At 50.6% G+C, this 13,125-nt stretch carries 13 protein-coding genes; 6 read left to right on the top strand and 7 right to left on the bottom strand.

Going from position 1 to position 13,125, the window contains the following annotated elements; translation table 11 throughout:
* Positions 1–105 precede the first annotated feature (105 nt).
* Positions 106–1,008: a TIGR03899 family protein gene (locus EWA64_RS10500; RefSeq protein WP_039440333.1), complete on the top strand. Its 903-nt coding sequence runs from the start codon at positions 106–108 to the stop codon at positions 1,006–1,008.
* A 16-nt stretch (positions 1,009–1,024) separates the two neighbouring features.
* Here EWA64_RS10500 and cysC read toward each other — a convergent pair whose 3' ends face one another.
* From cysC to cobA, 5 genes are read right to left on the bottom strand one after another with little or no spacing between them, the layout of a single operon-like run.
* Positions 1,025–1,648 (bottom strand): adenylyl-sulfate kinase, encoded by a 624-nt coding sequence (gene cysC / locus EWA64_RS10495; RefSeq protein WP_061895307.1) that lies wholly within the window; start codon positions 1,646–1,648, stop codon positions 1,025–1,027.
* A gap of 11 nt (positions 1,649–1,659) precedes the next feature.
* A complete protein-coding gene (locus EWA64_RS10490) occupies positions 1,660–3,384 on the bottom strand; it encodes an SLC13 family permease (protein WP_061895308.1) in 1,725 nt (574 codons plus the stop codon).
* A 40-nt stretch (positions 3,385–3,424) separates the two neighbouring features.
* Entirely contained in the window at positions 3,425–4,855 is a 1,431-nt protein-coding gene (gene cysN, locus EWA64_RS10485) for a sulfate adenylyltransferase subunit CysN (protein WP_061895309.1), read from the bottom strand.
* An 18-nt stretch (positions 4,856–4,873) separates the two neighbouring features.
* Positions 4,874–5,782 (bottom strand): sulfate adenylyltransferase subunit CysD, encoded by a 909-nt coding sequence (gene cysD, locus EWA64_RS10480; protein WP_039430753.1) that lies wholly within the window; start codon positions 5,780–5,782, stop codon positions 4,874–4,876.
* Positions 5,783–5,839: 57 nt separating this feature from the next.
* Entirely contained in the window at positions 5,840–6,712 is an 873-nt protein-coding gene (cobA, locus tag EWA64_RS10475; protein WP_061895310.1) for a uroporphyrinogen-III C-methyltransferase, read from the bottom strand.
* A gap of 300 nt (positions 6,713–7,012) precedes the next feature.
* Here cobA and cpdB point away from each other — a divergent pair, with 300 nt between their 5' ends.
* The 4 genes from cpdB to EWA64_RS10455 all read left to right on the top strand — a co-directional run bounded on the left by cpdB (position 7,013) and on the right by EWA64_RS10455 (position 11,006).
* Positions 7,013–8,974, top strand: a complete 1,962-nt coding sequence (gene cpdB / locus EWA64_RS10470; RefSeq protein ID WP_061895311.1) for a 2',3'-cyclic-nucleotide 2'-phosphodiesterase — start codon at positions 7,013–7,015, stop codon at positions 8,972–8,974.
* Positions 8,975–9,045: 71 nt separating this feature from the next.
* Positions 9,046–9,618 (top strand): Crp/Fnr family transcriptional regulator, encoded by a 573-nt coding sequence (locus EWA64_RS10465; RefSeq protein ID WP_061895312.1) that lies wholly within the window; start codon positions 9,046–9,048, stop codon positions 9,616–9,618.
* Between the two features lie 71 nt (positions 9,619–9,689).
* Positions 9,690–10,139 (top strand): GNAT family N-acetyltransferase, encoded by a 450-nt coding sequence (locus tag EWA64_RS10460; protein ID WP_061895313.1) that lies wholly within the window; start codon positions 9,690–9,692, stop codon positions 10,137–10,139.
* A 3-nt stretch (positions 10,140–10,142) separates the two neighbouring features.
* Positions 10,143–11,006, top strand: coding sequence for a DMT family transporter (locus EWA64_RS10455; RefSeq protein ID WP_061895314.1), 864 nt, complete (start codon positions 10,143–10,145; stop codon positions 11,004–11,006).
* A gap of 15 nt (positions 11,007–11,021) precedes the next feature.
* Here the strand turns inward: EWA64_RS10455 and EWA64_RS10450 are convergent, their stop codons facing one another.
* Positions 11,022–11,585 carry a LysM-like peptidoglycan-binding domain-containing protein gene (locus tag EWA64_RS10450; RefSeq protein WP_061895315.1) on the bottom strand — a complete coding sequence of 188 codons (564 nt, stop codon included), beginning with the start codon at positions 11,583–11,585 and terminating at the stop codon, positions 11,022–11,024.
* A 230-nt stretch (positions 11,586–11,815) separates the two neighbouring features.
* Here EWA64_RS10450 and bamJ point away from each other — a divergent pair, with 230 nt between their 5' ends.
* Entirely contained in the window at positions 11,816–12,436 is a 621-nt protein-coding gene (gene bamJ, locus EWA64_RS10445) for a BamJ family beta-barrel-assembly machinery protein (RefSeq protein ID WP_061895316.1), read from the top strand.
* A 297-nt stretch (positions 12,437–12,733) separates the two neighbouring features.
* On the opposite strand, the gene rplQ is transcribed toward bamJ, so the two are convergent.
* Positions 12,734–13,117: a 50S ribosomal protein L17 gene (gene rplQ, locus EWA64_RS10440; protein ID WP_039430775.1), complete on the bottom strand. Its 384-nt coding sequence runs from the start codon at positions 13,115–13,117 to the stop codon at positions 12,734–12,736.
* Positions 13,118–13,125 lie beyond the last annotated feature (8 nt).

The following is a 13,125-nucleotide window of genomic DNA, read 5'->3' as shown; positions in this document are numbered from 1 at the left end:
AGCGCAAATTGATCATCAAGAGTGTGATTGTTCGTTGTTGCACTGGTTTGGCGATAAGGAGTACATTGAGCCTAGCATTCACCCTGCAATGGAAAGGAAGGTACGATGGCGGATAGCCGAACGCCGGTCGTGATTGACCAAGAAGCCGATCCCAAGCCGCACAGCAGCCAAGAGAAGAAAAGTGGTTACATTCGTGACAGCGCCAGCCGCATCACGACGATCGCGCAAACCTATGGCTTAGACGCGCTGCTGCAAAAAGATCCGCCGCAAAAAACCACCATCGAACGGGCTTTGTTGCGTGAAGAGAAACGCAAAGAGCAGCGCCAGCGTAACCTTGAACAGATCTTGAAACTGGCCCATCTCTCTTGCAAAGATGAAACCGCAGGCGATCCGGATCAAGATTGGCTGTACCGCTTTTTCGATATGGCGCAAGAGATCCACAACTCAGCGATGCAGAAACTGTGGGCACAAGTGCTGAAACGAGAAGTGACCAACCCAGGTTCCACCTCGATGAAAGCCTTGAAGGTACTGCATGACATGACACCGAAAGAGGCGCACATCTTACAACGCGCATCGTCACTCGCTTGCAGCTTTGGTGCAGACAACAGTCGTAAGCTGCTGATTGGCTATCGTTTTCAAGGCGGCATTTTCAGTTTTGGCAAACGCGACACCACCACCAACATCAACATGGGCAGCTTCCAGTTGTCGTTTTCTAGCTTGTTGGTGCTGATTGAATTGGGCCTGCTGCATGGCACTGAGTTGGAATCGGGTGAAATCGAAATCGAAACGCCGCTGATTTTAAGTTATCAAGGACGCAACTTGCAGTTGAATGTGCTGAGTAAAGGCGTGCGCCTGCTCTATTACCGCTTTACACCAACGGGCAATGAACTGTGTAAACTGCTCGGCAATAAACCCAACAGCCAGTATTACGATCAGATGCTGGCGATGCTTAATCAAAAATTTACCGTACAGAGTGATGTGCAAAGCGGCATTCACCATACAGTATGATGCCGCTCACTGGTGGTTAGGATGAGCGAATGATCCCGCGAGCCACCAGCGTTTCAATGCATTGATCCACCAGCGCCTCAATGGGTTTCTCTCCGGCAGGCAGATCGATCTCTGCATTGAGTGGCGCTTCATAATCCGAATCGATGCCAGTAAAGTTGGCAATCTCCCCGGCGCGAGCTTTCTTATATAAGCCTTTCGGATCACGCTGCTCACACACTTGCAATGAGGTGTTGACGAACACTTCAATAAACTCGCCGTCGGGCAACAGATCCCGCACTAACTGGCGCTCAGCGCGATGCGGTGAGATGAATGCGGTGAGGACAATCAAGCCGGCATCGGCCATCAACTTGGCTAACTCACCAATGCGGCGAATGTTTTCGCGGCGATCCTGCTGAGAAAAGCCAAGATCGCTACACAAACCGTGCCGCACATTATCACCATCTAATAAGTAGGTGTGATAGCCCAGCTCTGCCAAACGTGTTTCCAGCGCCCCCGCAATGGTCGATTTGCCCGCACCCGACAAGCCAGTAAACCAAAGCACGGCTGGCTTTTGCTGTTTGAGCCCGGCACGATACGATTTATCAATCATATGCTGATGCCAGACAATATTTTCATCGTTGTTCGCGCTCACGCTGCTCATAACAAATCCTTTTAAAATGGGAAAAAGATCGGAATAAAAGTAAGGACCAAGGTGGAGTAGACCAATGACACTGGCACGCCAATTTTCAGATAATCCGACAGGCGATAGTTGCCCACACTGTAAACCAATAAGTTGGTTTGATAGCCATACGGGGAGATAAAACTGGCGCTCGCGCCAAACAGCACCGCCATAATAAACGGCATCGGATCCACCCCATAGCCTAGCGCCATACTGTAGCCGATCGGAAACGCCAATGCCGCCGCTGCATTATTAGTCACTAACTCAGTGAGGATCAGCGTCATCATGTAGGTGGCGACGAGTGCGCCGAATACGCCCCAACCATTAAATGCTTCGATAAACATGCCGCCCATGCGCGCCGAAAAACCCGACGAGATCATCAATTGCGCGATCGACAAGGCTGAGCCGACTATCACCACAATATCCAGCGGGAAGCGGCGTCTGAGCTCACTGATCTGTACGATTCCGCACAGCAGCAAGGCCAATAAATAGATGGCGAGCCCTTTGATGATCGGCACAAGGTTAAGCAGTGCCGCCGCAATCACCGCGACAAAACCCAGTAACACTAACGTCGATTTGTGGCTGTCGAGGCGAGCGCTGGAATCGAGATCGTTAACCAAGACAAACTCTTTGCGATGTGCTTGGCGCTCAGCTTCAAAACGCTTGCCCGGCACCAAAACCAGAGTGTCGCCCGCAGCCAAGCTAATGTTACCCAAACCGCCTTCCAGCCTCTCATGACCGCGGCGAATCGCCACCACGACAGCATCAAAGCGATCGCGAAAACGGCTCGATTTCAGTGTCTTGTTGCAAAAGCTGGCCGAAGAGCTCACCACCACTTCGACAAAGTTCTGTCCGTTAAGATGCTGCTGACCGAACAGCGTCAGCCCAGGGATCTCTTGCAATGTTGAGACACTGTCTACGTCACCACAAAACAGCAGTCGATCTTTGGCTTGCAAAACAAAATCCGGACCAACCGAAGAAACTGTTTCGCCATTGCGGATCACTTCAGCCAAAAACAGCTTACGCAAAGCGCGCAAATTGTTCTCGGTCACACTACGCCCAACCAAAGGAGAGCCGGGTTCAACACGCGCTTCTAAGAAGTACGGCAGATCATCTTGTCCTTGCTCGTCGTAATCTGGCAACAGATAACTGAGCGGGATTAAGATTAGCACCCCACCCAGCAATACCGCCAAACCAATCAAGGTCGGCGCAAAGAAAGACATGCTCGGCAAGCCCGCGTCTTCAACGAAACTGTTGATGATCAGGTTGGTCGAGGTGCCAATCAAGGTGAGCGTACCACCAAAAATCGCCGCATAAGAGAGCGGGATCAGCAGCTTTGACGGCGCATGCTGCTGATTACGTTTGACCGCACCAATCAACGACACCACCACTGCGGTGTTGTTGGTAAACGAGGAGAGTAGCGCAGTCGACAAGCCCAATTTAGCAATCACAGTCGCTAAACGGCCTTCGGAAATATTGCGGCTCACCCAACTAATCAAGCGCGTTTTTTCCAGTGCCGTGGAGGCCAAGATCAACAGCACTAAAGTCAGCAGTGAGGAGTTGGTAAAGTTGGCCGCAATGGTGGTTAAGTCGCTCATTCCCGCCATAAAAGCCACAAACGCGGCGGCAGCGAAAATATAGCTCGGCTTAATTTTCGTGACGAGCAAACATGTGATGATGCCCAGCAGCATCGCCAAAACCATTCCTTGCTCCCACATACCTCATCCTCACTGGGGAGCACGCTCCCATCACTAACTACTACTTCTTAATCAACGCACTGAGATCTTTGGCATCCCAATGTGGGAAGTGCTTACGGATCAAAGCGTTCAGTTCAACTTCAAATGCGCTGAAATCACCACTTGCCTGAGCGACCGCGGCAAGGCTCTCGCTCACCATGCCCGCACCTACGGTGACATTGGTCAAACGGTCGATGATGATAAAGCCACCGGTATCAGCACACTCTTGGTAGTTATCCAGCGCCACCGCTTCGTTGAGCGTCCACTCGCACAGACCAATACCGTTGAGCGGCAGCTCTGCGGCGCCGTGCGACGAAAGATGGTTGATGTCGTACTGATGGCGAATACTTTCCACACGGCCGATGGTCTTTTTACCAGCAATCTTGATGTCGTAATCGCGCCCCGGTTGTAACGGCTGCTCCGTCATCCACACCACATCGGCAAGCAGGTGGTTGGTCGATTGCACTTGTGCCTCTTCCAGTACCAGCAGATCGCCACGGCTGATATCAATTTCGTCAGCCAGCGTCAGCGTCACCGCTAGGCCCGCTTGCGCCTGTTGCAAATCACCGTCGAAGGTCACAATTCGCGCCACGCTGGAAGTTTTACCTGACGGCAGCACTTTAATGCGATCGCCCACGTTCACCGTGCCAGATGAAATGGTGCCGGCAAAACCACGGAAGTTGAGGTTTGGACGGCTGACATACTGCACTGGGAAACGGAACTCGCCCGCCTCTTTGGCCTTTTCTACATCGACACTTTCCAGAATTTCCAGCAGTGACGGGCCCAGATACCAACTCATGTGTTGGCTTGGCTCCACCACGTTATCCCCTTCCAATGCCGAAATAGGAATGATCTGAATGTTGGTTTCACCACGCAGATTTTGTGAGAAGGCCAGATACTGCGCTTTGATCTCTTCAAAACGTTGCTCAGAGAAATCGACCAGATCCATTTTATTGACCGCAACAACAAAATGTTTCAAACCAAGCAGGTTGGAGATAAACGAGTGGCGACGAGTTTGATCCAACACGCCTTTACGCGCATCGATTAAGATCACCGCCAGATCACAGGTTGACGCACCGGTTGCCATGTTGCGCGTGTACTGCTCATGTCCCGGGGTGTCAGCGATGATGAATTTACGCTTTTGCGTCGAGAAGTAACGATAGGCCACATCAATGGTGATCCCTTGCTCACGCTCGGCTTGCAGACCATCCACCAGCAGCGCCAGATCCGGACGCGAGCCTGTAGTGCCAACACGTTGGCTGTCTGAATGGACCGCCGCCAGTTGATCTTCGTAGATCTGCTTCGAATCATGCAGCAAACGACCAATCAAGGTGCTCTTGCCGTCGTCCACCGAACCGCAGGTCAGGAATCTCAGTAATGATTTGTTTTGATGCTGCTCTAGGTAACCTTCAATACCCAATTCAGCCAATTGCGCTTCAACTGCACTGTTCATAATGTATCCTCGATCCCTTTAGAAATAACCTTGGCGCTTTTTCAGCTCCATCGATCCAGACTGATCATGGTCGATCGCCCGACCTTGACGCTCACTCGAAGTAGCCACCAGCATCTCTTCGATAATGCCGGTCAAGGTATTGGCCTCCGATTCAATCGCCCCTGTCAATGGGTAGCAACCTAAGGTGCGAAAACGCACACTCTTGTGTTCAATCTGTTCACCGTCACGCAATTTCATGCGGTCGTCGTCCACCATGATGAGCATGCCGTCGCGCTCAACCACAGGACGCACATCGGCCAAGTAAAGCGGCACGATTTCAATGTTTTCCAGATAGATGTATTGCCAAATATCGAGTTCGGTCCAGTTTGAAAGTGGGAAGACACGAATGCTCTCGCCTTTGTTGATCTGGCCGTTATAGGTTTTCCACAGCTCCGGGCGCTGATTCTTCGGATCCCAAGTGTGGTTCTTATCGCGAAACGAGTAGACACGCTCTTTGGCACGTGATTTCTCTTCATCGCGGCGCGCGCCGCCAAAGGCCGCATCAAAACCATATTTGTTGAGCGCTTGCTTCAACCCTTGGGTTTTCATGATATCGGTATGCTTAGAGGAGCCATGCACAAACGGGCTACAGCCCATCGCCAGACCTTCTGGGTTCTTATGTACCAAAAGCTCAAAGCCATATTTCTCCGCGGTGCGATCACGAAACTCGATCATCTCGCGAAATTTCCAATCAGTATCAACATGCAGTAGTGGAAAGGGAATTTTTCCTGGATAAAACGCTTTGCGCGCCAAATGCAGCATCACCGACGAGTCTTTGCCTATCGAGTACATCATCACTGGGTTATCAAACTCGGCAGCCACTTCACGGATGATGTGAATGCTCTCAGCTTCGAGCTGCTTTAAATGAGTCAAGCGTTGTTGATTCATATCTCTTTCCTTTTAAGGCTCGACGGCCTGAATGGGTCCATTACGTTGGCTTCGGGGTTAAACAGACTGAGCCAATGTGCTCAGATTTACCTGTTCGTCACCAAGAAACCAATCTAACTTGTCGGATAGCTGAACAACTTCCCCTACGACAATCAGCGCAGGAGCTTCAGCCTGTATGGCTAAAGTGGCTAAATCAGCCAGTTGCCCTTTAAATACTTTTTGCGTCTGCTGTGTGCCACGTTCAATGATGGCGATCGGCGTACTTGAGACGCGGCCATGCGCGATAAGCTGCTCTTGGATATAGCTCGATTTCATCAGCCCCATGTAGATCACCAGAGTCTGCTGACCTCGCGCGAGTGTCGACCAATCCATCTGATCGCTTTCTGCCTTAAGGTGACCGGTAATAAACAGCGCTGACTGGGCGTAGTCGCGATGAGTCAGAGGAATGCCCGCATACGCAGTTGCCCCCGCTGCTGCGGTGATGCCCGGCACCACCTGAAAGCGAATCCCGGCGTCTGCCAACACTTCCAACTCTTCTCCACCACGGCCAAAAATAAACGGATCGCCGCCTTTAATCCGCACCACCTTGTAGCCTTGCTGGGCAAAATCAACCAACAGTTGGTTGGTTTTTTCCTGCGGCACACTGTGGTGCCCGGCGCGTTTACCCACGCAGACCAAGATGGCGTCACTCGGCACTAAAGCCATGATTTCATCGGAGACCAAGTAGTCGTACAACACGACATCAGCTTGTTGTAGATAGGTCAAGGCTTTGAGCGTGAGCAGTTCAGGATCGCCCGGCCCAGCCCCCACCAGAGCCACTTCCCCAGACTTGAGTTGACTGCGCGCAAAGCGACTCGGCACTGCGCGATTGTCGGCAACGAGTGTTGGCTTTTTGAAGGGAAAGACCGTTCCTGATTCCTTGCTGGTCATACGCCGTGCTTCCATTGAACTTTTGATAAGCGCATTATGGCGAGCTCTTTATATTACCTGAAATTCTAAAATTTCATTTTTTATTCAAAAAACTGCTAAGAAGTTTTCTATCTAACTCATGCACTTTTCTCTTTTGCTCACACAACAAGCCTCACTACGGCAAAAGATGGCAAGCAGTGCACAGAATGGCATAAAGTAATCGGCTGAAATCACACTTTTTTAGCCAGTTAAATATGGCTTTCATTATATTTTGTTACATTAGTCACCGAATCTTCCTCTCTGACTCTTGTGGAGCAAAAAATGAAAGTGGCAGTGAACCCTCTCTCTCTAGCCGTTTTAACCAGCATGCTCGCTATCGCGGGCCCGGCGATGGCCGAAACCATTCAATTGCGAATCATCGAAACCACCGATATTCACACCAATGTGATGGACTACGACTACTACAAAGATAAACCTTCACAGCAAATTGGCCTAACCCGTGCCGCGACTTTGGTGAAGCAAGCACAAGCCGAAGTAACCAACAGTGTGTTGGTGGATAACGGTGATTTGATCCAAGGCAGCCCGATGGGTGACTACATGGCAGCTAAGGGCATCAAAGCGGGTGAAGTTCATCCAGTGTATAAGGCGATGAACCAATTGCACTACGATGTCGGCAATATCGGTAACCACGAGTTTAACTACGGTTTGGAATTTCTCGCCGAAACTATTAATGACGCCAACTTCCCCTACATCAACGCCAACGTGTTTGAGCAAAAGACCGGCAAGCACTACTTCAAGCCTTACCTCATTAAAGAGCACAGCTTTAAAGATGTGAATGGCGCAGAACATACGATCAAAGTGGGTTACATCGGCTTTGTGCCACCGCAGATCATGGTGTGGGACAAGAAGAACCTCGAAGGCAAAGTGTTTGCCAAAGACATTCGTGAGACCGCCGAAGCCCTAGTTCCACAGATGAAAAAAGAGGGCGCGGATGTGATCGTTGCGATCCCTCATTCCGGCGTCTCTTCCGATCCCTACAAAATCGGCGCAGAGAACTCGGTCTACTACCTTTCACAAGTCAAAGGGATTGATGCGATTGCCTTTGGCCACTCGCACGCGGTTTTCCCGGGCAAGGGGTTTGACCATATTCAAGGCGTCGACAACCAAAAGGGCACCATCAATGGCGTGGCCGCGGTGATGCCGGGTCGCTGGGGCAGCCATGTCGGCATCATCGATTTAGAGCTGCAACAAAAAGAGGGTAAATGGTCGGTGGTCAAAGGGCAAACGCAAGCACGGCCAATTTTTGACAAAGCGAGCCAAAAGCCCTTAGTTGACGCCGACAGCGCGATTGTCGATGCGCTTGCCGCCGATCACAAAGGCACGCGTGATTTTGTCAACCAACCTATTGGTAAAGCCAATGACGTGATGTACAGCTTCCTTGCCCTAGTGCAGGATGATCCCACGGTACAAATCGTCAACTTGGCGCAAAAAGATTACGTTGAGCGCTTTATCCAAGGCGATCCAGATCTCGCTGGGCTACCCGTTCTTTCTGCCGCTGCGCCATTTAAAGCGGGCGGGCGTAAGAATGATCCCGCCAACTTTACCGAAGTGGAGTCCGGTCAACTGACCTTCCGTAACGCCGCCGATCTGTATCTCTACCCGAACACTCTGGTCGCGATGAAAGTCAGCGGACAGCAAGTCAAAGAGTGGTTGGAGTGTAGCGCTGGCCAGTTCAAGCAGATCGATGTCAACAGCAGCGCGCCGCAATCTTTGATCGACTGGGATGGGTTTCGCACTTATAACTTCGATGTGATTGATGGCGTGAACTACCAAATCGACGTTACGCAGCCCGCTAAATATGACGGCGACTGTAAACTGATTCATCCAGAAGCGCAGCGCATTCTTGATCTAACCTATCAAGGTAAGCCGATTGACGTGAAACAGACGTTTATCATCGCGACCAACAACTACCGCGCGTACAGCAACAAGTTCCCAGGTACTGGCGCGGAATTTGTGGCGTTTGATTCACCGGATGAAAACCGCAGTGTGCTGGCCAGCTACATCTCACGTGTGAGCCAAGAGAAAGGACAGGTGACCCCAAGCGCCGATAACAACTGGACCTTTGCTCCTATTCAGTCGGAAAAAGCGCTGGATATCCGCTTTGAAACTTCACCGAGCGACAAAGCGGCGCAGTTCATCAAAGCGAAAGGCATTTATCCGATGGAGCAAGTGGCGACCGATGAGGTCGGCTTTGCGGTGTATCGCTTGAATTTGCAGAAATAACTTTCCTGTCGAAGAGAAATCCTTAAACTCAAAACCGCTGTCACTTGGCAGCGGTTTTTTTAGGGATCGCTATGGTTGCTCGTTTCACCCAATATCTACAACAGCTCAACCTCTCAAACGAGGCCATTCAAGACGTACTCGCCAACGCCAAAGAGTTGCAGTTACCGACTCGGCACATCTTGATTCATCAAGGCGAAGCGCCGCAGCACTGCTATTTCCTGTTGGATGGACTCTGTCACGCCTGTTATCTGACAGACTCTGGCAAAGAGTTCAGCAAAGAGTTTTACTGGGAAGTCGATTGGATGATCGGCTTTGAAAGCCTGATCCGCGAGCAAGGCAGTCCATTTCTGCTGGAAAGTCTCACCCCAGTTCATTTGCTCACCTTTCCTATCGAATGCTTGCAAGCTTGGCGAGCGTCCGCTCATCCGTTATATCTCCACTTGCTCGAAACCCAACTGATTTACAAAGAACGCAAAGAACGTTTCCTGCTGCTACACACCCCAGAGGAAAAGTACCACCTATTTAAGCAGTTGTTTCCCGTGTTACTCGAAAGGCTCAGTGATCGGCAAATTGCCGCGTACCTGGGTATCACTCCGGTAAGCCTCAGTCGGATCAAAAAACGCCAACTGGATGAAAAACTTTAACTTATGTTAATGCCAAAAATCGCCCGCAAGGCGTACAGTATGCTTCTTATTGTTAAGCGGACAACATCACCATGATCCAATGGCATCTTGTGCCTTTCTCACAACTTTCAACCACTCAGTTGTATCAACTACTCAAACTGAGAGTCGACGTGTTTGTGGTCGAACAAAACTGCCCCTACCCTGAACTGGATGGCAACGACATTCTGCACGGAGTGCATCACTTGCTCGGTTATAAAAACGGCGAGCTGGTAGCGTGTACTCGTCTTCTCCCCGCTGGCACCACTTACGACAGCGTCAGCATTGGCCGTGTGGCGACCAAACATAACGCACGCGGTGGCGGTTTGGGGCATCAGCTGATGCAACAGTCGATTATGCATTGCCAGCAGTTGTGGCCTAATGAGGCGATTGAAATCGGCGCGCAGGAACACCTTAAACCGTTTTACCAGCAACACGGTTTTATAGTCACTTCCGAGATGTATCTGGAAGATGGCATTCCGCATGTCGACATGAAGCGAGCTTAAGCCGTGACGCCCGCGAGCTACGCGATCGTCTTACTGGTTGTCGGCAACTTGCTGGCAACGCTGTCTGATGTCGCGGTGAAACTGATTGATGGTAACGTCTCACCATTTCAATACATGTTTCTCCGGCAGCTATTCTCATTATTGGTGATCACGCCACTGTGGCTGATGCAGCGCAAAACACAACGAGCACTGGCCCAGCCGCGCATTACCTTAGCCCGCGCCCATCTAATCTTGATCGGCAGCGGTTGTATGATGGTTTCCATTACCTATTTACCCTTGGCAACCGCAAACGCCGTATTTTACGCCGCGCCATTGTTGATGCTGCCTCTGTCCGTCTGGTTACTCAAAGAGAGACCTTCTCTGGCAAAAGTATTCGGGACGATGGTGGGATTTGTCGGTGTGTTGGTGGTATTGCGCCCTGAGCAATTTCATTGGGCAGCCGGTTTTGCGCTCGGCACCGCGCTCACTCTGGCTTTCTTTAATGTGTTGGTGAGAAAACTGCCCGCGGAGCAGACAGTAGTAACCACTTTGTGGTGGACAACGCTGTTGTCACTGCCTGTCTCCCTGTTGCTGGCGCTGCTCTGTTGGCAACCACTCACACCCACGCTTGCTGGGTATATTTTAGCCAGCTCAGTGTGTATTTTGGGTTATAACGGTCTCGCGGTCGCGGCGTATCGAAAAGCGCCCGCCGGACAAATCGCGTTAGCGGAATACTCGGGCTTGCTGTTTGTGACCTTGATTGGCATGTATGCTTTCGCCGAATACCCTGATCGTGTCACTTGGGCTGGTATCTTACTGATTGTGTTACCACTTTTCCCTTGGCAAAGCGTCTTTGCCAAGCTGCGTCACGGGCGGTTCGCAGAATAAGTTGAGGCCAAGCGGCTACTTACTGCGGCCAAAGCCCCCATCAGAAAGACGAAAGAACATCACCGAGCTGTTGCCTTTTTCCAACTGCAAAATATCAAGCTGTCCGGCCTCATTAAGCTTAAATCGGACCAATTGACCTTGTTTGATGTGACTCAGTGGTTTGTCGGCGCCTTCGATTTTAACCAAAGCATTCAGATCGCCCATCGCCAATTGATTAGTGCGAAACACTTGTGCAAGCGTATCGCCATTTTGCACCAAGTATTCTTGCCACATCGCCGAGTTGCTATCAGCTTGCTGTAAATCATGCTGCTCGCTCAATCCACGAGTATTGATGTCAAGCGCAACTCGTTGCGGTGCTTTTTCTACCACAGGTTGAGGGTCGAGTTTCTTCGTCGGCCAAAGCAAAAGAATCAGCAGTATTGGTACTAATACCGCAAGAGCTCGGCGATGCAAGATCGGCAGGAAAGCCCACAAGCGGCGAACTCGCATTAACAATGGCTTGAACTCAATCTTGGTCACGTTCTCTTTTGCAAGCGCCAAATAGTCAGTTTGTGGCTTCTTCTTTCTACGACGATTCATTGCAAACTTCTCCAAACCCCTTTGTTCTCTAGTATAAAAATACAAACCACCAGAGTATAGAGAATTACCCTCAAACTCGGTCAGTAGACGGTAAAAAAGCTGACATTCCGCCAAGAGTACGAGCCTCGTCACAGCACATAAGTTACATCGTTGTGAAGTAGAAAGATTTAAACCTCTAGTCGAAACTGTTATCCTTTGAGGCTTTGTTACGCGATAAAAGAGCGACTTTTATGTCTGATATTAAATTTGAAACGGTAGAACAAAAAGCCAGCTACGGTATTGGTCTACAAATGGGTCAACAACTTGCGGGTTCTGGCCTTGACGGTCTGAACGTAGATGCCATTGCTGCGGGTATTGCCACCGCACTGACTGGTGACATGCCAGCAATCGAGGTTGACGAGATCAACAAAGCCCTGCAAGAACTTTACACACGTGCAGAAGCGGCACGTGCAGAGGCTGCAAAAGCGGCCGCTGCTGATGGCGAAGCATTCCTAAAAGACAATGCACTACGCTCTGAAGTGACTGTTCTAGACTCTGGCCTACAGTATGAAATCATCACTGAAGGTAATGGCGAGATCCCAACTTCAGACAAAACCGTTCGCGTTCACTACCACGGTGAACTCGTTGACGGAACAGTATTTGATAGCTCAGTGTCTCGCGGTCAGCCTGCACAGTTCCCAGTAACTGGCGTAATCAAAGGTTGGGTAGAAGCACTGCAACTGATGCCTGTTGGCTCAAAATGGAAACTGTACATCCCACATGACCTTGCTTACGGTGAGCGTGGCGCTGGTGCATCGATTCCTCCATTTGCAGCACTCGTCTTTGAAGTGGAACTGCTTGCTATCGTTTAAGCACGGATTTCTACACGGATAACAAAAGCTGACTTCGGTCGGCTTTTTTTAGGTGCGAGGTGCGAGGTGCGAGGTGCGAGGTGCGAGGTGCGAGGTGCGAGGTGCGAGGTGCGAGGTGCGAGGTGCGAGGTGCGAGGTGCGAGGTGCGAGGTGCGAGGTGCGAGGTGCGAGGTGCGAGGTGCGAGGTGCGAGGTGCGAGGTGCGAGGTGCGAGGTGCGAAATTTTTGCCAAAATCTCAGTATGATGTCAACAAAAAAGCCGAGCTATCGCTCGGCTTTTCCGTTCTTACGAACCTGATTACTCAGCAGCAGTTTCTTCAGCAGCTGGGCGATCTACAAGCTCAATGTAAGCCATTGGAGCTTTATCACCAGCACGGAAGCCAGCTTTTAGGATACGAGTGTAACCGCCCTGACGAGCAGCAAAACGTGGACCTAGTTCGTTAAATAGTTTTGCAACTACTTCGTTGTCACGAGTACGTGCAAACGCAAGACGACGGTTAGCAACACTGTCAGTCTTAGCTAGTGTAATCAAAGGCTCAACTACGCGACGTAGCTCTTTTGCTTTTGGCAATGTAGTCTTGATAACTTCATGACGTACAAGAGAGCTAGCCATGTTGCTAAACATCGCTTTACGATGTGAGCTGTTGCGGTTGAGTTGACGACCACTCTTACGATGGCGCATGACCTAAT

The sequence above is a fragment of the Vibrio cidicii genome (assembly GCF_009665415.1).
GTDB lineage: Bacteria > Pseudomonadota > Gammaproteobacteria > Enterobacterales > Vibrionaceae > Vibrio > Vibrio cidicii.
This window is presented reverse-complemented; position numbering and strand designations above follow the sequence as displayed.

Bases quoted from the DNA above. Each gene is read 5' to 3' on its own strand.
- cysD (WP_039430753.1), bottom strand. From the start codon at position 5,782: ATGAATCAACAACGCTTGACTCATTTAAAGCAGCTCGAAGCTGAGAGC.
- EWA64_RS10500 (WP_039440333.1), top strand. From the start codon at position 106: ATGGCGGATAGCCGAACGCCGGTCGTGATTGACCAAGAAGCCGATCCC.
- bamJ (WP_061895316.1), top strand. From the start codon at position 11,816: ATGTCTGATATTAAATTTGAAACGGTAGAACAAAAAGCCAGCTACGGT.
- cysC (WP_061895307.1), bottom strand. From the start codon at position 1,648: ATGAGCAGCGTGAGCGCGAACAACGATGAAAATATTGTCTGGCATCAG.
- cysN (WP_061895309.1), bottom strand. From the start codon at position 4,855: ATGAACAGTGCAGTTGAAGCGCAATTGGCTGAATTGGGTATTGAAGGT.
- cobA (WP_061895310.1), bottom strand. From the start codon at position 6,712: ATGACCAGCAAGGAATCAGGAACGGTCTTTCCCTTCAAAAAGCCAACA.
- EWA64_RS10450 (WP_061895315.1), bottom strand. From the start codon at position 11,585: ATGAATCGTCGTAGAAAGAAGAAGCCACAAACTGACTATTTGGCGCTT.
- EWA64_RS10460 (WP_061895313.1), top strand. From the start codon at position 9,690: ATGATCCAATGGCATCTTGTGCCTTTCTCACAACTTTCAACCACTCAG.
- rplQ (WP_039430775.1), bottom strand. From the start codon at position 13,117: ATGCGCCATCGTAAGAGTGGTCGTCAACTCAACCGCAACAGCTCACAT.
- EWA64_RS10465 (WP_061895312.1), top strand. From the start codon at position 9,046: ATGGTTGCTCGTTTCACCCAATATCTACAACAGCTCAACCTCTCAAAC.
- cpdB (WP_061895311.1), top strand. From the start codon at position 7,013: ATGAAAGTGGCAGTGAACCCTCTCTCTCTAGCCGTTTTAACCAGCATG.
- EWA64_RS10490 (WP_061895308.1), bottom strand. From the start codon at position 3,384: ATGTGGGAGCAAGGAATGGTTTTGGCGATGCTGCTGGGCATCATCACA.